Source organism: Mesorhizobium sp. Pch-S (assembly GCF_004136315.1).
GTDB lineage: Bacteria > Pseudomonadota > Alphaproteobacteria > Rhizobiales > Rhizobiaceae > Mesorhizobium.
Genome location: NZ_CP029562.1, coordinates 1,735,982 through 1,756,788, shown reverse-complemented (window position 1 = coordinate 1,756,788; position 20,807 = coordinate 1,735,982). Strand labels below are relative to the sequence as shown.

Here is a 20,807-nt window from a genome sequence, read left to right as displayed (position 1 = left end):
ATAAAGTGGTTGTATCAATATAGGAAATAGAGCGTGTGCAACGTCGGGGGAACGATGCGATGCGTGCTAGGGCAAACCGCAATGGCATTTCGGTGCATGTGATCGCTGGCACCGATGTCGTGATGTTCGGTTTCGATGCCACTCCCGCCGCCAGGAAGGACCTGCTCGGCTTCGCCATTCACCGGGCGGAGGCGGGCGTGCCGGGTGACGGCATCTGGCTCAAGGCTTCGAAGGTGTTCGAAGCGGTTGAACCAGACCCCAGGAAGGGAGAGGTCTACCCGACCAATCTGCACCCCATGCAGAGCTTCCTCTGGGGCGACTACATCGCCGACGAGGGCCGGCGCTACACCTATACGATCTATCCAATGTACGGGCCCTTCGCGGGCCGCAAGCTCGGCGATCCGCTCGAGCTGCAGGTGCGAACCGAAGAGGAGGACGATGGCGATCACGCCGTCTACTTCAATCGCGGCGCCATCGCCTCGCAGGCCTATATGAACAGGTTCGGCACCACGCTGCGTCCGCCGGAGCCGGACAATCCGGATCATCCGCAGACCGCCTGGCTGTCGCGCGGCCTTTTTGAAGCCTTGCGGCGTTTTGTCGACGACGCCCGGCCCGGCGATCTGCTGCGCGTCGGCGCCTACGAATTCCACTACAGGCCGGTGATCGAGCTCCTGCGCGGGGCACAGAAGCGCGGGGTCGATGTCAAGATCGTCTACGAAGCCGGCACGATGAAAAAGAAAGGCGTGGTCGTCGACACCGAGGCAACGGCATCCAACAAGGAAGCGCTTGCCGAGCCATGGGCCGATTTCATGCCGGGCACACTCATCGAGCGCACGAAGCGCGCCTCCATCCCGCATAACAAGTTCATTGTGAAGGTCCGTGACGACGAGGCAATATCGGTCTGGACCGGTTCGACCAATTTTTCGCAATCGGGCTTCATCGGCCAGGCCAACACCGGGCATCTGGTGCGCGACAAGACTGTCGCTGCCAGCTTCCTCGCCTATTGGGAGATGCTGTCGACGGACCCTGTGCCGGACGACTTCAAGGCATGGACCAGCGAACATTCGCCGAACCCGGGCGCCAGCCTGCCGCTCGGCACCACCGTCATCTTCAGCCCGCGTGTCGGCGCCAAAATGCTGAAATGGTATGGCCAGCGCGCGGTCGAGCGCAAAAAGCCATGGTTCTTCACGGCCGCCTTCGGCATGAACCCGGCAACCAACACCATGCACGAACAGCTGCTGCTGCCGCAGGATCAGCTGCGTTTCGTGCTGATGGAAAAAGACGAAGACAATGTCGTGCCCGGTTTTCGCGCGGTCGATCCCAACATCTGGTTTGCCATCGGCTCGCTGCTCGGCCGCAAGAAACGCACTGACAAGAACGCGCTGGATCTGGAAAACTGGCTGGTCGAGAAACACTACAGGGCGCGCGGCAACATCTTTTACGTGCACCAGAAATTCATCCTTATCGATCCGCTCGGCGATGACCCGCTGGTGTTTGCGGGCTCGGCCAATTTCTCGGCGCCGTCGCTGTCCAGCAATGACGAGAACATGCTGCTCGTTCGCGGCGACAGCCGCGTCGCGGACATCTACCTGACCGAATTCGACCGGCTCTACCGCCACTTCCTCTATCGTGGCGCGGCGAACCGCAACACGGCGGCGGCCGTCGACAGCAACCGCTTCCTCAGCACAGACGATTCCTGGGTCGGCAAGCACTTCCAGCCGGGGTCCTATCAGTCTCGCCGGCGCGAAATGTTCGCCTGAGCCTCATCGGGTCGTCGAGGGCCTCGCCTGTCTGCGTGTCATCTGGGCGCGTGGATCGCCTGGCTGGATGGGATATGACTTCACCTCTAGGCGCTGCTGCCCGTCAGCCGAGAGTGAAGTCGGTTCACGACGAGCCTGTCACCGGATCGCGGCGAACGCGCCCGCCTGTCCTGTGCGAGGCAAGTCCCGGTTCGGATCAAAACGCAAATGGCGTCGACCCTCATGACGCCTGCACCGGCGTCGTCGGCTCCTGCGGCGGCTCCGGCTTGTGGCGGATGCGGATGCCTTTCAGCCACAGGCGCAGCGCGTGCCAATGGATCGCCGCCATCACCTTGAGCGTCAGCAGCGGATAAAGCAGCAGCCCGCGCATCAGGCCGGCGCTGTCGAACGGCGCGGCGGTGCCGGCCAGCGAAGCGTGGATCAGCGTGCCGTCCTGGTCGGCGCCGCGGATGGCCAGCGCGAAACGCTCAGCCGGCAGAAGGGTTCGGAATTCATAGTGCATGCCCATGTCCATGAATGGCGAGACATGGAAGCGCTTGTCGCAGCCATGCGCGCCGGGCTGCTTGCCGTCCTGCGCGTCGAACACATAGCTGTGCCGCTCGCCGAAGGTGTTGTGCACCTCGTAGACGATCGCCGCGAGATCGCCGTCCCGGTGATGGCAGAAATAGACGCTGATCGGGTTGAAGCCGTAGCCGAGCACGCGCGGCATGCAGAACAGGCGGATGGCGCCGCCGTCGAAGGCGATGCGGTGGTCGGCGAGGATACGCTCCACCTGCGGGCGCAGCGGCGCGCCCGAGCCGTCGCCATGGTCGCTGTCGTGGAAGCTCAGCAGGTTGCGGCGGTTATGCGAGAACAGTGCGCTGCGCGCCGCCAGGCTGGCCAGTTCGTCGAGGTCGAGCAGCATCCAGAACAGCCGGTATTGCAGCGTGTGCGGGCGCGGCCGCAGCCGGCGGTGCGACACGGTGCCGAAATAGAGCCGCGATCCGCTCACGCCGCGATCTCCCGTGGTTGCTGCATCGCCGGCCAGTTGTCCGGTAGCGTGATGCGGGACGATTGTCCTGCCACGCTCCAGGGCCGCGCCACCCCGCCCAGTGCCTCGGCGGCGGCCAGGCCCGACTGCAGCCCGTCCTCGTGGAAGCCGGAGCCGAAATGCGCGCCGCAGAACCAGGTTCCGCGCTGACCCTGCAACGTCCACAGCCGCTTCTGCGCCTCGATCGCGGCGCGGTCGAACACCGGGTGATGATAGGTCTCGCGGCGCAACACCCTCGCCTCGTCCAGCGGCTGGCGTGGGTTCAGCGTCACCAGCACTGGTTGTGCTGTCTCGAAACCCTGCAATCGGTTCATCCAGTAGGTCACGCTGGCGGCATCGTCGCCGGCACTGCCGTCGACATGGTTCCAGCTCGACCACACCGCGCGCCGGCGCGGCATGGCGCTGGTGTCGGTGTGCAGCACCGCCTCGTTGCGGCTGTAGCGGAAGGCGCCAAGCAGGGCGCGTTCTTCCGGCGAAGGGTCGGCCAGCAGCGCGAGCGCCTGATCGGCATGGGTGGCGATCAGCACCGCGTCGAAGCGCTCGCTGTGGCCGTGTCGCTCGGCGATGGTGACATGGTCGCCGTGCCGGGTGATCGCGGCAATGTCGGCGCCCAGCCGGATGCTGCCGCTGAACGCATCCGCCAGCTTGCGCACATAGGCGATGCTGCCGCCGTCCACCGTGCGCCATTGCGGCCGCCCGTTCAGCATCAGCAGGCCGTGATTGTGGAAGAAGCAGATGAAGGCGCAGGCCGGATAGCCGAGGATGGCCGAGCAGGGTGCCGACCAGATCGCACCTGCCATCGGCAGCAGGTGGTCGTCGCGGAACGCCGCGCCATAGCCGCCGCGCTGCAGATAGTCGCCCAGCGTGTGCGAGGCCGGCAGGTCGGCGAGATCGGCGGCGGCCGAGCGGTAGAAGCGCACCAGGTCGCGCAGCATCGACCAGAAGCGCGGGTTGGCGACATTGCGCTTCTGCGCGAACAGGCCGCCGAGGCCAGTGCCGGAATATTCCAGCCGGCCGGCGTCGCGCGACACCGCAAACGACATGTCAGAGGCCTTGGTCGCCACACCGAGATGCGAAAACAGTGCCGTCAGGTTGGGATAGGTCGTTTCATTGTAGACGATGAAGCCGGTATCGACCGGCACCGCCTCCGGCGCGCCTTCCACCATCACCGTGTTGGAATGGCCGCCGAGCCGCTTCTCACGTTCATAGAGCACGACCTCGTGCTCTTGCCCCAGCAGCCAGGCCGCCGAAAGGCCGGAGATGCCCGCGCCGATCACGGCGATGCGTTTTCTTGCCTGCTGCATGCTCCACCCCTGCCTGCGGCGGCCGAGGATGCGACCGTCGCAACTAGATACGTGTCGCGGGCGCATTCGGATCACGGCTGCAGCGTTTCCGTTTTTCGCGGAAACGCGGAAACGCTCCAATTCTTTGTTTTTGCGGAAGCGCTTGGGTGATCCAAATCGCACGGCCGTGCGTAATCCGGTTGGAAAGTCGACAGGAAGCAGCTTTGTGGTGATCTCTTGCCAGCCGCAGCACGCTTGGACCTATACTGCGATGTGATGGTGGAATTCGATCCAGCCCGGCTGATCACGCGCATCGCGGCAACCCAGGACCGGGCGGCCTTCGCGGCGATGTTCGAATTTTACGCCCCGCGCGTGAAGGCGATGATGATGCGCCGGGGCGCGAGCGCGGATCGGGCGGAAGATCTTGCCCAGGAAACGCTGCTCAGGCTGTGGCGCAAGGCGGGTCAGTTCGATCCCGCCCGCGCCAGTGCATCGGCCTGGGTCTATGCCATTGCCCGCAATGTCAGCGTCGACATCATCCGGCGCGAGGGTCGCGCCGCCGTCTGGCTGGAGGAACAGGACGAGCCGGACGAGGAAGACCTGAATGAGCCCGAGCAGCATCTGCTGATCGCCGAGCGTGAAGGTCTTGTCCGCTCGACTATGGCGACGCTGCCGGAAGAACAGATCCGGGTCATCCGGCTGTCGTTCTTCGACGGGCTCGCGCATTCCGAGATCGCGGAACTGCTCGGCATTCCGCTTGGCACAGTGAAGTCGCGCATCAGGCTTGCCCTGCAGCGCCTGCGCGACCGGCTTGGTGAACTGCAATGAACGACCACATCACCCATCACCCGAGCGAAGAGACGCTCGCCCTGTATGCAGCCGGTACGCTCGACCAGGCACGCGCGCTGATCGTCTCCATGCATCTTGCCCGCTGCCCGGCCTGCCGCGAAGAGGTGGCGCGCTTCGAGGCCATTGGCGGTGCCTTGCTGGAACAGGCCCCGGCGGTGGCGATGAAGGCCGATGCGCTGGAGGTTGCGCTGCGCCTCATCGAGAACGAACGCATCCTGCCGGCCGACACCGCGCAGGCCGACCCGCTCGACGACTATGAACTGGGTCCCTGGCGCTGGGTCGGGCCGGGCGTTCGCCAGCGCTCGGTGTCCGTTCCAGAGGTCGACGGCATCAAGGTCTTCATGCTGAAGGCCGCGCCCGGTACCAGGCTGCCGCATCACAAGCACGCCGGCTACGAATGGACCTGCGTGCTGGAAGGCGCCTTCGAACATGCCTTCGGCCGCTATGGACCCGGTGACTTCGACGAGGCCGACGAGACGATGGAGCACAAGCCCACCGTCTGCGAAGGCGAGCCCTGCATCTGCATCGTCGCCCTGCAGGGCAACATCCGCCTGCAGAGCCGCCTCGGCCGCCTGCTGCAGCCGCTGATCCGGCTGTGAGGGAGGTGATATGGCGGGCGATGGATCGAAATCGTCGAAGATGAGCCGGCGCGCCCTCATTCCCGTCATCCTCGACCTCGTAGCGAAGCGAAGAGTGTCGGGGATCCATTCCGGAACGCCGCAGAACCCTGGCGAGACGTTTGAGACGCCGGCAGCCCCCGCCTGCACACCGGCCCATTCCGGAGCGCCGTGCCGATGACCGTCGCGATGTTCCTGACCACACTCATCATCGTCGCACTGGCGCTGGCCGCCAGCATGACGCTGGCCTGGCTGGCGTGGCGCCGGACGAGGAATTCCGGCTGGGTCGATACGGTGTGGACCTTCAGCGTCGGCTTCGTCGGGCTGGCCGGCGCCATCCTGCCACCCACCGGTTCGGGCGCACTGGCATCACGCCGCTTCATGGTCGCGGCGTTCGCCTGCCTGTGGGCGCTGCGGCTCGGCCTGCACATCGCCCGGCGAACGCGCGGCATCACCGATGATCCGCGCTATGCCAGGCTGCTGGAGGGCTGGGGCGCGGATGCGCCGCAGCAGATGTTCCTGCTGCTGCAGAAGCAGGCCCTGGTCAGCATCCCGCTCGGCCTCGCCATGGTGCTGGCCGCCGCCAATCCGGAGCCCACGCTGCGCCTCCAGGACTGGCTCGCGGTCGTGATCATGGCGATCGCGATCGTCGGCGAGGCGACGGCCGACGCGCAACTGCGCCGCTTCGCCGCCGATCCGGCCAATCGCGGCCCAGACAGTCACAACAGGCCAGACAGTCACAACAGGAAGGTTTGCGAGGTTGGTCTGTGGCGCTGGTCGCGCCATCCCAACTATTTCTTCGAATGGCTCGGCTGGCTTGCCTATCCGCTGCTGGCCATCGGGGCATGGCAATCGGGTTGGGCGGCACTCGCCGCTCCCCTCTGCATGTACTGGCTGCTCGCCTATGTGTCCGGCGTGCCGCCGCTGGAAGAACACATGCTGGCCACGCGCGGCGACGCCTATCGTGCCTATCAGCGGCGCATCAGCACCTTCTTCCCCTTGCCTCCGGGCGTGAAAACACGGGTGACTTCATGGGACTGATCGACCGCACCGTGCAACTGGGCGAAGCGTTTCCATGGCCGGATCCCGTGCTGAGGAGCGCCATCGGCCTGCTGGTCGCCCGCACCGACCGTCGCCTCGGCCTCTCGGCGGAGGGCATCGAGCGCGAGTTCGCCGATGCTATGTCGGCCTACCCCGTCGCCATCCACACTGCCGATGCGAATGCGCAGCACTACGAGCTCCCCGAGCGCTTCTTCGGCCTGGTCCTCGGGCCGCGCCGCAAATATTCGTGCTGCCTGTTTGCCTCTTCCGAAACCACGCTCGCCGAAGCCGAGGAAATGGCGCTGAGACGCACGGCCGAACATGCCGGCCTTGGCGACGGGCAGGCGATCCTCGAGCTCGGCTGCGGCTGGGGTTCGCTGTCGCTGTGGATGGCCGAGCGCTTCAGGAATGCCCGCATCACCTCCGTGTCCAATTCGCATTCGCAGCGCGCCTTCATCGAGGCCGAGGCTGCCAGGCGCGGCCTGGGCAACCTGACGGTCGTCACCGCCGACATGAACGATTTTGCCACTGTCGGCAGGTTCGACCGTATCGTCTCGGTCGAGATGTTCGAGCATATGGCGAACTGGCGGCTGCTGCTGGCGCGGATGAAGGGCTGGCTTGTGCCGGACGGGCGCGCCTTCGTTCATGTCTTCAGCCATGCGGTTGCACCCTATCGCTTCGACAGCGACAACCCTGCCGACTGGATCGCCAGGTACTTCTTCACCGGCGGCCTCATGCCGAGCCATGGCCTGATGCGCGCTTTTCCCGAGAGCTTCACCGTGGAGCAGGAATGGCGCTGGAGCGGCGAGCACTATCGCCACACGGCCGATGCCTGGCTCGCCAATTTCGATGCCCGCTCTGGCGAGATCGACGCGATCCTGCGCGAGGTCTACGGCAGGGAAGCCGCCCTCTGGCATCGTCGCTGGCGGCTGTTCTTCCTCGCCACCTCAGGCCTGTTCGGCCATGCCGACGGCACGGCCTGGGGTGTCAGCCATTACCGGCTGGCGCCGACGCGCGGTTGAACAGCCTCACCCCGCAACCCAGCGTGCCGCCTGGTAGGCGGCCAGCGCGGTCAGGCCCGCGACGGCCGTTCCATAGGCGAGGTCGATCAGCGTGATCTGCAACGTCCAGCTGCGCAGCGTCGCATAGTTGGTGAGGTCGTAGGTGGCGTAGGCGATCAGGCCGAACAGCGCGCCATGGGCAAGCGCGGTTCCAGCCGATCCTGAGCGCAGCGCCGGCATGGCGGCGAAGACGACGAGGCCGACGGGATAGAGCAGGTAGAAGGCGAGGGCCGGCGCGATCCGCAAGTCGCTCAGCAGGATATCGCCCAGCACCGGCCGGTAGATCCGGCTGGTCATGGTGGTCAGCCAGATGGCGTCGAGTGCGCCGAACACGATCAGCGAGGCGATGTAGGCAACGATGTAGGTCACGGCGTCGTCTCCCGGTGGCTGGCGCATTTTCCGACGGCTGTGGCGTTGCCTCGGTGCACATCGGCGCATGTGCAGAAGATACGCGCCGGCCGCGCGATTGGATCAGTCATCGCCGCGCGTCGCCCGATAGGCCGCCATCGCCCGCTCCCTTGCCTGCGCGTGGTCGACGATCGGGTGCGCATAATCCTCGCCGAGATCGACGCCGCTGTCGCGCAGCACCGATGCCGGCGCCTCCCAGGGACGGTGGACGAAGCGGTCGGGCAGTTTTACCAGTTCCGGCACCCAGCGCCGCACATAGTCGCCCTGCGGGTCGAATTTCTCGCCCTGCAGCACGGGGTTGAAGATGCGGAAATAGGGCGCGGCATCGGCGCCCGACCCGGCCACCCATTGCCAGCTGGCGGGGTTGTTGGCGGCATCGGCATCGACCAGCGTGTCCCAGAACCATGCCTCGCCGTCGCGCCAGTCGATCAGCAGGTCCTTGATCAGGAAGGAGGCGGCGATCATGCGCACGCGATTGTGCATATAGCCGGTCTGCCACAGCTCGCGCATGCCGGCGTCGACGATCGGATAGCCGGTCCGTCCGCGCTGCCAGGCCTGCAGCGCCGCCGGTGTGCTGCGCCATGTGAAGGCGTCGAATTCCGGACGGAAGTTCTCGCGGTGCAATGCCTGGCGATGAAAGAGCAGGTGGTAGCAGAATTCGCGCCAGGCCAGTTCCCTGGCGAAGCTCTCGGCGCCGCGACCCCGTCTGCGCCGCAACGCGGCCATGATCCGGAACGGTGTGATCTCGCCATGCGCGAGATGCGGCGACAGGCCGGAGGTGGCGTCTTCGGCTGGCCTGTCGCGCCCTTCTGCGTAGCTGGCCAGGCGTTCGTCCAGGAACGTCTCCAGCCGCTGCAGCGCGCCGTCCTCGCCGGGCTGCCAGCGCTCGGCCAGCCCGCCAGCCCAGTCCGGCGTCGGCAGCAGTCCGAGCGCGTCGAGCGGTTCGGAGGCCAGCGTCGTGCCGCAACGGGCGAGATGCTTCGGCGCGTCGACCGGGTCGCGCGGCTCGCCGTCCGCCAGCAGCCTTTTGTGGAAGGGCGTGAACACCTTGTAGAAATCGCCCGATTGCGTGGCCACGCGCGACGGTTCATGCAGCAGGAAACCGTCGAAGCTCTCCGCCTGCAGGGCGTCGGTGCGCAGGCGGCTCTTCAGCGCCGCGTCGACTGCCATTCCGGCCGGATGATAGCGGCGGTTCCAGAAAATCGTGTCGGCGCCGCTCGCCTTGATGGTGTCCGCCACGATGCTGTCGGTTGCGCCGGCCCGCAGCAGCAGCCGGTTGCCGAGCGTCTCGATCGCCTTGCCGAGCGCGGCCAGCGAGTGATGCAGCCACCAGCGGCTGGCGCCGCCCGCCGGCCTTGCATCCGCACCCGTTTCGTCGAGGATGAACAGCGGGATGACCGGCCTGCCGGTGTCAGCGGCGGCGGCAAGCGCCTTGTTGTCCGAAATCCGCAGGTCGTTGCGGAATAGCACGATGATGGGACTGCCGGTCATGAGGTCATCTGGCCGCGGTCCATGACACGTCCTTGCAGATCAGTTTGCCGACGAAACAGCCGCGGGTGATCAGGCCACCCTTTCGCGGCGTCAGCACGATCGAATAGTTCAGCTTGCGTTTGGCATCGTAGGCCGTGCCCGAGAAGCTGCCTGCCGCGTCCGGCGTCAGCGACATCACCAGCCGGTCGCCGGCTGCCTCGCCCTTGCTGGTGTCGCCGATCCACAGATTGGTGGCACAGACTTTGTCGCCGCAGGGTGCTATGCGCACCAGCGCGTTGCCGTCGCCTCGCTTCCATTTGCCCTCGATCCCGTCGGCCGTGGCCGTTCCGCAAGCCATGGCCAACGCCAAGGTCGATACGACAAGTGCGCGCATGTCCATCCCCCTCGCAAGCCCCGGTTCTCGCAAAGCAAAGGGGGTACGTCGGGAGCGCGCCGCCGGATCACCCGAAATCGCGGAAACCTGACAAAAACTGCCGGAAGCCTTTTCGGCAACCGGTTCGCCCGTTGCCGCGATTTCGATGGAAGCTCGCCCCATGCCGTTACAGTGCATCGATCCAGCTGGTCAGCGCGGCGTTCACGTCATCCCTGCGGTCCTGCATGATCCAGTGTCCGGCATTCGCCCATACGTCCACTTTCGATTTGGCGTTGCCGAACCATGGCCGCATGCGTTTGGCCTGCGCGGGATCGAGGCACAGGTGGTAGACAGGCACGGTCAGCCTCTTGCAGAAGTCTGCGCTTGGCTCCCTGGTGCCCACCTGGCCGGCGTCGGTAAACAGTGGCGCCCAGGATTCGCGCACGACATGGGCCGGCGTGCCCTGCGCGCGCCGTGCATGCCAGCGTTTCAGGGCCGGATCGGTCGTGGCATCATAGGCCAGCCTGAACAGTGCGGACGCCGTGGCGGCCGGATCTGCTGTTGTTCTCAGCGTCTCCGTGGCTTTGTCGAACAGCTTCGCCGCGTCGCCGTCAAAACCCAGTGCCCCGTCGACGGAGATGACGGCGCTGACCAGGTCGGGCCTTTTCGCGGCCAGGCGGGCGGCGATCTGGCCGCCCATCGAGTGCCCGGCGACGATGAATGTCTGGCCGGGATAGCGGGTCGAGATCAGTGCCTCGATGTCGCTGGCGTAGTCGTCGGGCGTATAGGCGCCCTGCGGCATCACTTCGGAGCGGCCATGCCCGCGCAGGTCGGGGGCGACGACGCGGTAGCGGCTTTCGAGCACCGGCAGCTGGAAGCTCCAGTCGTGGGAATCGCAGGTCCAGCCATGCAGCAGCATCAGGTTCCGGCCTTTGCCGGCCTCGGTGTAGAAAAGCTTCGCCGTCGCGGCAGCGCCGGTGGCCCGGGCAGAGGCAGGGGCCGCGGCCACGACGGCGGCGGCACCTGCGAGTTTCAGCAGGCCGCGCCGCGAGAGATCGAACTGGTTCATGGAAATCCTCTTTGCAAGGCTTGCGCCCGCAAGGTCGCGCCGCAAGTTGCATCCTAGATATCCAACGTATATCTAGGATCAAGAATGCACTTTCTGGTGCGTAGATATACGGGAGGCTATCGCCATGGCGGTTGATCCGGTGTTTTTTGCCGACTGCGCGGCGCGCTCCTTTTTCGATCAGGTCGCCAACAAATGGTCGGTGATGATCCTCACCGTGCTGATCGAAAAGCCGACCCGCTTCAACGAGTTCAGGCGCAGGCTGGAAGGCATCACCCACAAGGCGCTGACGCAGGCATTGCGGCGCCTGGAACGCAACGGGTTGATCGCGCGCAGGGTGTTCCCGACCTCGCCGGTGTCGGTCGAATATTCGATCACCGATCTCGGCCGCACGCTGCAGGTCCCGCTCGGCGCTGCCTTCGACTGGGCGATTGGCCACCTGCACGAGATCGAGCTGGCCCAGGAAGCCTATGACGGCAGGAGTCTGTGACGCGCGGGATCGTCGATGGGAGCCTTCCTCTCCCCGTTCACGGGGAGAGGGTGCCGGCAGGCGGGTGAGGGGCAGCGTGGACAGTCGAGGGGTGGCGGGCCGCCGCATAGAGATGCGACGGGTTTGTCCGCCTAGGGCGCCGCGTCCGCGATCTGCTTCAGCAGCTTCATGAAATCGCTGGTCTTGATGCCCTTGGGCGTCTGCTTCAGATCCACCATCTGCACCACCACCAGTTTCCTGGCCGGCACATAGGCGATGATCTGGCCACCGAAGCCGGCGGCATAGGCTGCACCCGGCCCCCACTGTTCGGCCGGTAGCACCCACCACATGTAGCCGTAGCCCTGCCGCCCGCGCTTCGTCCATGAGTAGGCCGTCGTCGAGTCTTTCACCCAGGCGGCGGGCACGATCTGCTTGCCGGCCCATGTCCCGCCATTGAGGTAGAGCTGGCCGAAGCGGGCGGCATCGCGGGCACTGAGGCTGAACGGATAGGCCGGATGTTCGGAGGAAGCCTCGGTCACATAGTGACCGTCGCCGGGCACATAGTCTTCCATGCCGATCGGCCGGGCGATCTGCGTCTCGAAGCTCTGGAAGATGTCCTCGCCGGTCAGCTTGCGATAGATCGAGCCCAGCGCGTTGAAATCCCAGTTGTTGTAGAACCAGAACGACCCCGGCGCGTGGCTGCCGCGCTCCGGCCGCTTGCGTTTCATGTCCTTGGTTTCATGCGCCGCCGGATGGTAGATGCCCGAGCGCGCCGTCAGGAGGTCGCGCACCGTCGCCGTCTTCTCGATGTCGGTCAGGCCGGGCGCCTTGTCGTCGATCCCGAGACTGGCCAGGCTTTTCGTAAGGTCGATGCGCCCTTCTGAAACCGCGATGCCGTAGAGTGCGCTGAGCAGGCTCTTGCGCACCGAGGCGACGTTGATCTTGGCGCTCACATCGCCCCAGCTGGCAACCGTCTTGCCGTCCCGCACGATCAGGAAGGCCGCCGGCTTCAGCGCCTTCGAAGCCTCCTCGACCGCCTGAAGCCCCTGCATCGACCAGCCGCTGGCTTTCGGGTCCGCCGTCGGCCATGGCTCCGCAGCGGCCACGCCGTGCATGAACAGGACAACGACAAAGGTGAACATCCAGCCGGGAAGTCGCATGCGCATGCTCCAATCGGGACCGGATTTGCTTTGGACAATCCGGTAAATTTTTGACCGCGCGCAACTGCGGCTTGTCGCGTCGGGAATCCTCGCGACTACGTTGGTGAATTGAACTATCTGTTCTTGCGCATCGCGTTACAGCTTCGGGGGAACGAGTGGCCGAATCCCTGTCTCTTGAACTTGAGATCCTGCGCGTCGGTGAGCAGATGCTTTACAAGGTCACTGTCTTCGACGCCCTCGGACAGGAGACAGAAGGTTCGGGCTGGATTGTTGCCCGGAACCCGGACCGCACCGAAGCTGCCACGGCCGAGGCGGAAACCACGGCCTCGCAATGGTGCCGGCAGCGCGGCATCGTCACTTACGACCTGATCGACAAAAGAAACTATGATCCCTGGCCCCCGCGCTGACCTTGAGGGTCTTTGGGAAGCACCCGCCACCCACGGTGATATTACCGCCTTGCCGCTTCAGCGGCCTAAAGCGCGGCCTGCCGGAACACCTCCGCTACCCAGTCCAGGAAAACCCGCAGGCGTGGCGCGACCTGCCGGTTCTGCGGGTAGAGCGCCGACAGCGGCGTCGGCGGCGGCGGCGTTGCCTTGAGGACCTCGACCAGCGCGCCGCTCGACAGATCCTGCGTGAAGCGATAGCGCGGCGCCTGGATCAGGCCGAGGCCGAGCCGCGCCAGGCCCGCCGCCGTATCGGAATTGTTGCTCGTCACGCGGCTGGGCAGCACGATCTTGCGCACGCTGCCCTCGACCGTGAACTCCAGCGGCATCACCTCGCCGGTGCGCGACGACACGAAGCCCGCCATGCTATGCCCGTCGAGGTCGTCCGGACTTCGCGGCGTGCCGTGCTGTGCCAGATAGGCCGGGCTCGCGCAGGTGATCTCCTCGATCGTGCCCAGCCGCCGCAGGATCATGCCGCTGCTCGCCGGCTCGCCTGCCCGGATCGCGCAATGGATGCCTTCCCGCACCAGGTCGACCAGCCGGTCGCCTTGTCCCAGATGCAGGTCGATCAGCGGATAGCGCGCCAGGAACTCCGGCAAGCGCGGCAGAAGGAAGGTGTGGGTCAACAGGCCGGGCGCATCCACCCGCAGCTGCCCGCGCGGCTGGCCGCCGCGCAGGTCGCTTTCGGCCTCGTCGAGCCGGGCGAGGATGTCCAGGCAGCGCCGGTAATAATCCTCCCCGTCCGGTGTCGGTGCCACATGCCGCGTCGTCCGTTCCAGCAGGCGGGTGCCGAGATTGGTTTCCAGGCTTTTCAGGGCCTCTGTGGCGGTGGAGCGCGGCAGGCCGAGATCCGCCGCCGCTGCCGTGAAGCTGCGCCGTTCCACCACCTGCACGAACAGGCGCATCTGCTCGAGGCGATCCATCTGGCGTCGAGACCTCGCAAAGCGGCTCATGGGAGCCGTCCATGATTGTTCAGAATATCCGAATAGTGATGGCGGGAGAAGGACGATTATCCCGAACGTTGCGATCGCTATCTCCTGACCACAACACAGGAGATCGCATCATGGAAAAACAACGTGTCGCCATCGTCACCGGCGCATCGAGAGGCATCGGCGCCGCCATGGCGCAACGGCTCGCCCAGGATGGTTTCGCCGTCGTCGTCAACTATGCGCGGGGCCGCGAGGAGGCTGAACAGGTCGTCGCCGCCATCGAAGCGCAAGGCGGCCATGCCGTCGCCGTCCAGGCCGATATCGGCGAAACGTCCGGCGCTGCGACGCTGTTCGATACTGCCGAACAGGCATTCGGTGGCGTCGACGTTCTCGTCAACAATGCCGGCACCATGAAACTCGGTGCGCTCGCCGACGTCGCGGATGCTGATTTCGACCGCCAGGTCGCGCTCAATCTCGGTGGCGTCTTCCGCGGCATGCGCGAAGCGGCGCGACGGCTGCGCGATGGCGGCCGCATCATCTCCTTTTCGTCCAGCGTCGTCGGCCTCTACCAGCCGGGCTACGGCGTCTATGCCGCCACCAAGGCGGCGGTCGAGGCCATGACCCACATTCTCGCCAAAGAGCTCGGGCCCCGCGGCATCACCGTCAATGCGGTTGCGCCCGGTCCGGTCGAGACGCGGTTTTTCCTCGAGGGCAAGAGCGACGAGCAGGTTCGCGCCATCAAAGCCATGAACCCGCTAAAGCGGCTGGGCCAACCTGAGGATATCGCCGGCGTCGTCGCCTTCCTGGCCTCGCCCGAAGGCGGCTGGGTCAACGGCCAGGTCATCCGCGCCAATGGCGGCGTCATCTGAGCCGCTTCACTCAAAGCTGGAGAAACCGATATGCCCTTCGCCAACATCAAGGTGCCGCAAGCCGCCCTGTCGAAAGCCCAGAAGCAGGAGATCGTCCACCGCGTCACCGCCTTGTTCGTCGACTATTTCAGCGAGGCCGCGCGCCCGCACACGATGGTGCTGATCGAGGAAGTGCCGGACGGCGGCTACGGTCGCGCCGACGAGGTCTTTGTCGTGCCTGAGGCCTATCGGGCGAAAGACTAGAGCGGACGGTGCGTTCCGTGCGCCGCATTTTGGCGCGATCGGATTGCGGATTGGCGTCGTTCGCCAGTGTATGAAGCGCTGCTCCTCCATAACTTGCTCCGCATCAACAGGAGCATGACATGTCAAACACCGTCTTCATCACCGGCACATCGAGCGGGCTTGGCCGTGCCACGGCCAGGCTGTTCCAGGCACGGGGCTGGAACGTCGTCGCGACGATGCGCCGGCCCGAGCATGAGAACGAACTCGACCGGCTCGACAACACGCTGGTCACCCGCCTCGATGTTCAGGACAACGCCTCCATCCATGCCGCGGTGGATGCCGGCCTCGATCGCTTCGGCCGCATCGATGCGCTGATCAACAATGCCGGCTACGGCACCTATGGCCCGCTTGAGGCGACGTCGCAGGAAAAGATCGCGCGCCAGTTCGATGTCAACGTGCTTGGCCTGATCGCGACCACCAAGGCGCTGCTGCCGCATTTCCGCACCAACCGCGGCGGCACCATCGTCAACGTGTCGTCGATCGGTGGCCGCATCACCTTCCCGCTCAACAGCCTCTACCACGGCACCAAATTCGCCGTGGAAGGCCTGTCCGAGGCACTGCAATACGAACTCGCGCCGCTCGGCATCGAGGTGAAGATCGTGCAGCCGGGCGGCATCGACACCGATTTCGGCGGCCGCTCGCTCGACGTCAGCAACGATCCCGGGCTCGTCGAATACCAGCCACTGGTGCAGAAGGCCATCGAGGTGCTCGGCCCGATGATGGCGCAGGGCTCGTCGCCCGAGCGCATCGCCGAGGTCGTCTACGCCGCGACGGCCGACAAGACCGGTCAGCTGCGCTGGGAAGCCGGCGCGGATGCGGTGGCCCTTCTGGCGGAGCGCCGTGCCAGCAGCGATGCGGCATTCTTCTCCGGCATGAAGGCCCGCTTCAGCATCGAAGGCGCGAAGTGATGGACACGCGGCGCGCCTTGGTGGTCTAACGCTGCCATGCACAGCTACGCCCTCAACACCACATCGCAGTCGCTGCTGCGCGATCTCGGCGTGGTGCCGGCCAATGTGCTGCGCCGCGCCGGGCTGGCGGACGATCTCATGCGGCAGCCGTCGGTACGCCTGTCTTCGCAGGACTATTACCGCCTCTGGCACGGCATCGAGGATGAGATGCAGGATGCACTCCTGCCCATCCGCTTCTGCGAGGTGGTCCGGGCGGAGTCCTTCTCGCCGCCTCTGTTTGCCGCGCTGTGCAGCCCGAACCTCATCGTGGCCGCGCAGCGCATCGCCAGATACAAGGCGCTCGTCGCGCCGATCCGGCTCGATGTCCTCGAAAAGGGTGACGTCACCACCATGGAATTCACCTGGCTCGACGCGCCGCTGACACCACCGGTCTCGCTGGTGGTGATGGAGCTGCTGTTCTGTGTGGCATTGGTGCGCATGGGCACACGCGAAACAATCCGGCCACTCGATGTTTCGACCACCGTGCTGCCGTCACCGCTCGCACCCTATGAAGCGTTCCTAGGGGTCGGCATGAAATGCGGCGCCGGCCATGCCGTGACCTTTGCGACGGCGGATGCGAGGCGACCCTTCCTCACCTCGAACGAACAATTGTGGGCGGCTTTCGAGCCGGAGCTGCGCCGGCGCCTGTCCGATCTCGACATGCCGGTGACGACGACCAGGCGTGTTCGCTCCGCCCTGCTCGAAGGGCTGCCCAGTGGTCTCGTCTCGATGGAGGCGATCGGCCGCAAGCTTGCCATGAGCAAGCGTACGTTGCAGCGTCGGGTCGAGGCGGAAGGCACCAGCTACCAGCAGATCCTCAACGAAACGCGCGAGGCGCTGGCACGCCACTATCTCGAAAAGACCACGCTCCCGGCCGCCGAGATCGCCTTCCTGCTCGGCTTCGACGAGCCGAACTCCTTCTACCGCGCCTTCAGGAGCTGGACCGGTACGACGCCCGAGCGCGTCAGGCAGGAAGGTCCGGCCTGATTGGCGATGCGCTATGGAATGTCAAACCTCACGTTGCGGCCTTCGCGTGTCAGCTCGTCGGCATAGTCTTTCATGGCTTGCGGAAAGATCTGCGCAAATTGTTGGTCGGTATCGCCGTCACCCAGGCTCAGACAGATCGTGCGCTGACCTTCCTGCCGAAGGCGCAGCATGTGGCTGACGCTGTTCTTGTGGCGCTTCATGCGATACGTGGTCGTCATTTCGGATCGGTCGAAGACTGCCAGAAACGGGCGCCGCGCAATTTCAACGGATACGGGCTATTGGAAATCCGCGCGTGAGTGCCCAGATCCATTCGATGGTCGACCTCATCGGCATTCTGCTGGATTTCCTAGGCACGTTCTTCGGAGAGTGGATTAACAGACGAAACGGCTTGCGTATGATCGCCATTGCGCTGGTGATCTCCTATTACTCTTACAAGTTCTATCGGCTTGTCTGATCGTCTTCCAAAAACAGGAGAACCCTATCGTGTCCCCAACCCTGATCCGTGCCGACGCGTTCGGTGCGCCGGTGGCGGTCAGCAGGCCGACGAGCGAGCCGGCAGCTCTTTTCAGGACCGCGGCCGATCAGGAGATCCCGGTCGGCTCCACCGGTTTCTGGGAATGCACGCCGGGCCGCTTCCGTCGTCAGGTGCCGCAGGCAGAATACAGCTATTTCATCTCGGGCCAGGGCAGCTTCACCCCGGATGGCGGCGAACCGATCCCGTTCCGTGCCGGCGACGCGATCTATTTCGCCGCCAACACGGAAGGCGAATGGAACATCATCGAGACGGTTCGCAAGACCTATCTGATCTTCCCCTGAGTGCCGCCAGGAGCCCTGTCGCCTCCGGCTTGTCGATCGGCCATCCGATCCTTGTGCGGATGGCAGGGCAAGGCACCAATCGTTTGGTCCACGGCGCAATGCCGGGCAAGGTGCCGCAAAAAAGCCCAAGCTGGGGCGAACACGAATTCCGGCAGGTCGCGCATGCTGGGGAAGGGCGCCGCAACATCTGCAGCAATGGGAGGCGAAGGGGAGCCGTGGCGTGTTATCAGAGCCCGGCTGGAAAGGAACGAAGATGCGCATAGTTACCACGATCGGGCTGCTGCTTGCCATGAGCGCCGTCGCCCAGGCCGAAACGATTTTCTACGGCTCACGCGCCGGCGAGGAAGTGACGATAACCGACAAGTCGAACATCGACTCTGTCGACGCCAGGATCGCCGCCAAACTCACCAAGGCCAACGCCATCGCCTACTGCCGCGAATATGTGCAGAAGGTCACGCGCAAATGCGTGTCCGACACCATGAAGACCGAACTGCAGCCGGAAATCACCGCCAATTGCGAAACCGGCGCGTTCAAGACCTTCTATGGACAGGACTACCGGTTCAAGGGCAGGAACCCGGACTATGACGCGGCCGGAACCGCGACAGAATTCCTGCTGGTCGAGGCCGACGGGAAGGAGCCGTTGGACGGTTCCAGCGCGTCCGGTTACGACGTTGCACTCGGGCAGTTCAAGGCGCTGTGCCCCGACCGGGTGAACTGACGCAACAGGCGCGAAGGCCAGCTGATTCCGGCAGGACGTTGGTCGGCAGGCGGCCGATCACCACCGCGAGCATTCTCACGTCACGGCCGAACGTGCCGTCATGATCTGTGCCGGCCATGACATCTGCTGGCTTCCGGCGATGAGCGTGCAATCCTGCGTTCCGATCATCGCGAACATGAACTCCATCGTCAGCGGATTGGTGGGCAGCAGCCAGTATCTGCCCCGCTTCTCGTAGAGGTCGGCGTCGGCGGCAAAGCAGAACGTGCCGCGGTTTGCCTGCCGGCTTTGCGGTTCGAGGAACAGCAGCCATTCGGGCACCGGCTGCCCCGAGCGGAACGACTGCACGTGTCTGAGGTCGGCGAGCTCATGCTGCTCGCATGTGACCTGGTCGCGACTTGGTTCGGAGGGGGCCATGGTGCTGCTCGTTTTGCTCCCGGAGGTAGCAGTCCGATGCGGTTTCACAAATACGGCAGATGACGTATTTTGACGGACCGCGGGGAGCGTGACGAGGGCACGATCAGGCGATGTCTGGTGGCTCCATCGGCGCGCCGGCGCCGGAATGAACAACGATGGTTGTCGTCATGCATACTAGTATACATCCATATAAATTCACGGATGCTGTATGCGTTTTGTAATATGAAAACGGGTTGACAAATATTGAAATTTATTTCGTATTTTGGATTTTCTTGATCGATTTGTCGGCGATTTTTGTCGATTTACATCGTCGTCGGTTCTGCAATAGATGAGACACGATTGGGGCGCGTGTCATGAAGCCGGAAAAGTATTCCCAGCACATGCTGGGTCTCATGCGGATCGTTTGCGGTCTGACCTATCTGTACTGCAGCATCCCCACGCTCGTGCATCCGCCCGTCGCTACGGACCATCCGGCATTCCTGATCTATTGGGCTTCGCGCTGGGTGCAGATATTCGCCGGCGCGCTGATCCTCGTCGGCCTGTTCACGCGCGTCGCCGCATTCGTCCTCTCGGTCAATTTCCTCGTCATGTTTCCCTACTGGTATCAGTCTGGTTTCTATTGGCCGACGACGGAGGCGACCGGCTTCCTGCTGGCGAGCGTCGTCTGCATGTATCTCGTCACCGCCGGTGCCGGGCGCTGGAGCCTGGATGCACTCCGGGCCGAGCTGGCAAGTCACCTGCAGCCGAGATAGCTTCGGGCGCGCAATCCGCGCCGACAAGCCCGGCGATTTCTTCGTCTGCCCGATTGTGTTATACGGGAACGGTCAGGCAGCGCTCCGCGGGGAAGCATGGGCGTACCATCGGGCAGCGACGAGTGGTTGATCGAGGAACTCGTGCGGGCGGCGGACAATCTCGCCGCGCTGTCTCCGCATGACATTGCCATCCTGTTGCGCCGCGCCGCCCTGCAGCTGCAGATCAGGCCGACGGCAGTCGACGTCGACAAGGCGCTGCAGAGCATGATGGACCGTCTGGACAGTGCCTATGACGCGCAGCTGCAGGCAAAATAGCGCGAGTTTCAGCCGGCAGTGGATATGCCTGGCCGTCGAAGTCGTCGCGCCGGAAGCCGAGATCCTGCAGGTCCCTGTCAGCGAGTAGCTCCAGGCGGCTGCGCTGTCTTGCTCGGTGTCGATGGCACCAGTCCAGGACCCGCTGCAGGTATCGTCGCCTCGTTCTCATCGAGCCGTCCACATGTATCGGGACAACGGGTTTTCGGGTGAGCCGGGACGCATCACAGGATTTCATGGACTTCATATTCGACGCCGCCCGGGCACCTGCCGCCCGTGGCGACCGAGACGATCCGGTTCAGCCATTGATGGGCCGGTGCCGCGGTTTCGAAACAGGGTGTGGTGCGCAGGTAGTATTCGCTGGCATCGACGGCTTCGTTGCGGCGCAGCCGCTCGTCGACCTCTGGCGATGCATGCCGAATGCCGCGATAGGTCATCAGCACCAGGCCGCCATCATCGGCCACCAGCAGCAGCCTGACATCCTGCTGGAACGTGCCGTCCGGGCGGCGAGCAGCAGGTCGGAACCGATCAGCGGCGACACCTCGCCGCGAATACGGTCGCCACGGAAATGCCCGCCCGCGACGGGAAAGATGCGCCGGCCGCCGGCCGGCGTCTGCCCGAGATCCAACGTGGGATGGAGCGCGATGAAAAGCGTGAACAGATGTCGTGATTGCAGCGACATGGCCGATCTCCTATTTTCCGGTTTCGGCTGACATCTGTGCCCGGGCGGTTCATTTTCAAAACGCGCATT

The 20,807-nt window shown here is 64.7% G+C and carries 26 protein-coding genes and 1 pseudogene; 16 read left to right on the top strand and 11 right to left on the bottom strand.

Annotated elements, in window-relative coordinates; translation table 11 throughout:
• Positions 1-59: 59 nt before the first annotated feature.
• The gene (locus C1M53_RS08160) at positions 60-1,760 is read left to right on the top strand and encodes a phospholipase D-like domain-containing protein (protein WP_129411789.1); all 1,701 of its coding nucleotides are present in this window, start codon (positions 60-62) and stop codon (positions 1,758-1,760) included.
• A gap of 220 nt (positions 1,761-1,980) precedes the next feature.
• Here the strand turns inward: C1M53_RS08160 and C1M53_RS08155 are convergent, their stop codons facing one another.
• Both C1M53_RS08155 and C1M53_RS08150 read right to left on the bottom strand, forming a co-directional pair.
• Positions 1,981-2,751 carry a DUF1365 domain-containing protein gene (locus C1M53_RS08155; protein WP_129411788.1) on the bottom strand — a complete coding sequence of 257 codons (771 nt, stop codon included), beginning with the start codon at positions 2,749-2,751 and terminating at the stop codon, positions 1,981-1,983.
• A complete protein-coding gene (locus C1M53_RS08150; RefSeq protein WP_129411787.1) occupies positions 2,748-4,094 on the bottom strand; it encodes an FAD-dependent oxidoreductase in 1,347 nt (448 codons plus the stop codon). Before C1M53_RS08150 ends, C1M53_RS08155 begins: the two co-directional genes overlap by 4 nt.
• A gap of 255 nt (positions 4,095-4,349) precedes the next feature.
• Here C1M53_RS08150 and C1M53_RS08145 point away from each other — a divergent pair, with 255 nt between their 5' ends.
• From C1M53_RS08145 to C1M53_RS08130, 4 genes are all read left to right on the top strand, one after another.
• Positions 4,350-4,901: a sigma-70 family RNA polymerase sigma factor gene (locus C1M53_RS08145; protein WP_129411786.1), complete on the top strand. Its 552-nt coding sequence runs from the start codon at positions 4,350-4,352 to the stop codon at positions 4,899-4,901.
• Positions 4,898-5,521: a ChrR family anti-sigma-E factor gene (locus C1M53_RS08140; RefSeq protein WP_129411785.1), complete on the top strand. Its 624-nt coding sequence runs from the start codon at positions 4,898-4,900 to the stop codon at positions 5,519-5,521. Before C1M53_RS08145 ends, C1M53_RS08140 begins: the two co-directional genes overlap by 4 nt.
• A gap of 195 nt (positions 5,522-5,716) precedes the next feature.
• The gene (locus C1M53_RS08135) at positions 5,717-6,580 is read left to right on the top strand and encodes a DUF1295 domain-containing protein (protein ID WP_129411784.1); all 864 of its coding nucleotides are present in this window, start codon (positions 5,717-5,719) and stop codon (positions 6,578-6,580) included.
• A complete protein-coding gene (locus C1M53_RS08130; protein ID WP_129411783.1) occupies positions 6,571-7,602 on the top strand; it encodes a cyclopropane-fatty-acyl-phospholipid synthase family protein in 1,032 nt (343 codons plus the stop codon). Before C1M53_RS08135 ends, C1M53_RS08130 begins: the two co-directional genes overlap by 10 nt.
• A 6-nt stretch (positions 7,603-7,608) precedes the next feature.
• On the opposite strand, the gene C1M53_RS08125 is transcribed toward C1M53_RS08130, so the two are convergent.
• The 4 genes from C1M53_RS08125 to C1M53_RS08110 form a co-directional block, all read right to left on the bottom strand.
• A complete protein-coding gene (locus C1M53_RS08125; RefSeq protein WP_129411782.1) occupies positions 7,609-8,010 on the bottom strand; it encodes a DUF2177 family protein in 402 nt (133 codons plus the stop codon).
• 102 nt (positions 8,011-8,112) lie between these two features.
• Positions 8,113-9,540 carry a deoxyribodipyrimidine photo-lyase gene (locus C1M53_RS08120; RefSeq protein ID WP_129411781.1) on the bottom strand — a complete coding sequence of 476 codons (1,428 nt, stop codon included), beginning with the start codon at positions 9,538-9,540 and terminating at the stop codon, positions 8,113-8,115.
• A gap of 4 nt (positions 9,541-9,544) precedes the next feature.
• Entirely contained in the window at positions 9,545-9,913 is a 369-nt protein-coding gene (locus tag C1M53_RS08115) for a DUF2147 domain-containing protein (protein WP_129411780.1), read from the bottom strand.
• Between the two features lie 166 nt (positions 9,914-10,079).
• On the bottom strand, positions 10,080-10,961 hold the full coding sequence (locus tag C1M53_RS08110; protein WP_129411779.1) for an alpha/beta hydrolase: 882 nt from the start codon (positions 10,959-10,961) through the stop codon (positions 10,080-10,082).
• A gap of 124 nt (positions 10,962-11,085) precedes the next feature.
• Here C1M53_RS08110 and C1M53_RS08105 point away from each other — a divergent pair, with 124 nt between their 5' ends.
• Positions 11,086-11,448, top strand: coding sequence for a helix-turn-helix domain-containing protein (locus C1M53_RS08105; protein ID WP_129411778.1), 363 nt, complete (start codon positions 11,086-11,088; stop codon positions 11,446-11,448).
• A 131-nt stretch (positions 11,449-11,579) separates the two neighbouring features.
• Here the strand turns inward: C1M53_RS08105 and C1M53_RS08100 are convergent, their stop codons facing one another.
• Positions 11,580-12,587: a serine hydrolase gene (locus tag C1M53_RS08100; protein WP_129411777.1), complete on the bottom strand. Its 1,008-nt coding sequence runs from the start codon at positions 12,585-12,587 to the stop codon at positions 11,580-11,582.
• Between the two features lie 155 nt (positions 12,588-12,742).
• Between C1M53_RS08100 and C1M53_RS08095 the strand changes: the two genes are divergently transcribed.
• A complete protein-coding gene (locus C1M53_RS08095; RefSeq protein WP_129411776.1) occupies positions 12,743-12,994 on the top strand; it encodes a hypothetical protein in 252 nt (83 codons plus the stop codon).
• A 65-nt stretch (positions 12,995-13,059) separates the two neighbouring features.
• Here the strand turns inward: C1M53_RS08095 and C1M53_RS08090 are convergent, their stop codons facing one another.
• Positions 13,060-13,953, bottom strand: a complete 894-nt coding sequence (locus C1M53_RS08090; RefSeq protein WP_129416074.1) for a LysR family transcriptional regulator — start codon at positions 13,951-13,953, stop codon at positions 13,060-13,062.
• Between the two features lie 140 nt (positions 13,954-14,093).
• Here C1M53_RS08090 and C1M53_RS08085 point away from each other — a divergent pair, with 140 nt between their 5' ends.
• From C1M53_RS08085 to C1M53_RS08070, 4 genes are all read left to right on the top strand, one after another.
• Positions 14,094-14,828, top strand: a complete 735-nt coding sequence (locus C1M53_RS08085) for an SDR family oxidoreductase (RefSeq protein WP_129411775.1) — start codon at positions 14,094-14,096, stop codon at positions 14,826-14,828.
• 30 nt (positions 14,829-14,858) lie between these two features.
• Positions 14,859-15,071, top strand: a complete 213-nt coding sequence (locus C1M53_RS08080) for a 4-oxalocrotonate tautomerase family protein (protein ID WP_129411774.1) — start codon at positions 14,859-14,861, stop codon at positions 15,069-15,071.
• A 119-nt stretch (positions 15,072-15,190) separates the two neighbouring features.
• Positions 15,191-16,018, top strand: coding sequence for an SDR family oxidoreductase (locus C1M53_RS08075; protein ID WP_129411773.1), 828 nt, complete (start codon positions 15,191-15,193; stop codon positions 16,016-16,018).
• Positions 16,019-16,054: 36 nt separating this feature from the next.
• Positions 16,055-17,044, top strand: coding sequence for an AraC family transcriptional regulator (locus C1M53_RS08070; protein ID WP_129411772.1), 990 nt, complete (start codon positions 16,055-16,057; stop codon positions 17,042-17,044).
• 11 nt (positions 17,045-17,055) lie between these two features.
• On the opposite strand, the gene C1M53_RS08065 is transcribed toward C1M53_RS08070, so the two are convergent.
• Positions 17,056-17,244 carry a hypothetical protein gene (locus tag C1M53_RS08065; protein WP_129411771.1) on the bottom strand — a complete coding sequence of 63 codons (189 nt, stop codon included), beginning with the start codon at positions 17,242-17,244 and terminating at the stop codon, positions 17,056-17,058.
• 92 nt (positions 17,245-17,336) lie between these two features.
• Between C1M53_RS08065 and C1M53_RS31670 the strand changes: the two genes are divergently transcribed.
• The 3 genes from C1M53_RS31670 (at position 17,337) to C1M53_RS08055 (ending at position 18,578) form a co-directional block, all read left to right on the top strand.
• Positions 17,337-17,498, top strand: a complete 162-nt coding sequence (locus C1M53_RS31670; protein ID WP_165358093.1) for a hypothetical protein — start codon at positions 17,337-17,339, stop codon at positions 17,496-17,498.
• 29 nt (positions 17,499-17,527) lie between these two features.
• The gene (locus C1M53_RS08060) at positions 17,528-17,860 is read left to right on the top strand and encodes a cupin domain-containing protein (RefSeq protein ID WP_129411770.1); all 333 of its coding nucleotides are present in this window, start codon (positions 17,528-17,530) and stop codon (positions 17,858-17,860) included.
• Positions 17,861-18,113: 253 nt separating this feature from the next.
• Positions 18,114-18,578, top strand: a complete 465-nt coding sequence (locus C1M53_RS08055; RefSeq protein WP_129411769.1) for a hypothetical protein — start codon at positions 18,114-18,116, stop codon at positions 18,576-18,578.
• A 75-nt stretch (positions 18,579-18,653) separates the two neighbouring features.
• Here the strand turns inward: C1M53_RS08055 and C1M53_RS08050 are convergent, their stop codons facing one another.
• A complete protein-coding gene (locus C1M53_RS08050) occupies positions 18,654-18,992 on the bottom strand; it encodes a hypothetical protein (RefSeq protein WP_129411768.1) in 339 nt (112 codons plus the stop codon).
• Between the two features lie 353 nt (positions 18,993-19,345).
• Here C1M53_RS08050 and C1M53_RS08045 point away from each other — a divergent pair, with 353 nt between their 5' ends.
• Positions 19,346-19,744, top strand: a complete 399-nt coding sequence (locus C1M53_RS08045; protein ID WP_129411767.1) for a DoxX family protein — start codon at positions 19,346-19,348, stop codon at positions 19,742-19,744.
• Between the two features lie 96 nt (positions 19,745-19,840).
• Positions 19,841-20,059, top strand: coding sequence for a hypothetical protein (locus C1M53_RS08040; RefSeq protein WP_129411766.1), 219 nt, complete (start codon positions 19,841-19,843; stop codon positions 20,057-20,059).
• Positions 20,060-20,280: 221 nt separating this feature from the next.
• Here the strand turns inward: C1M53_RS08040 and C1M53_RS08035 are convergent.
• A pseudogene (locus C1M53_RS08035) lies at positions 20,281-20,738 on the bottom strand (DUF3237 domain-containing protein).
• Positions 20,739-20,807 lie beyond the last annotated feature (69 nt).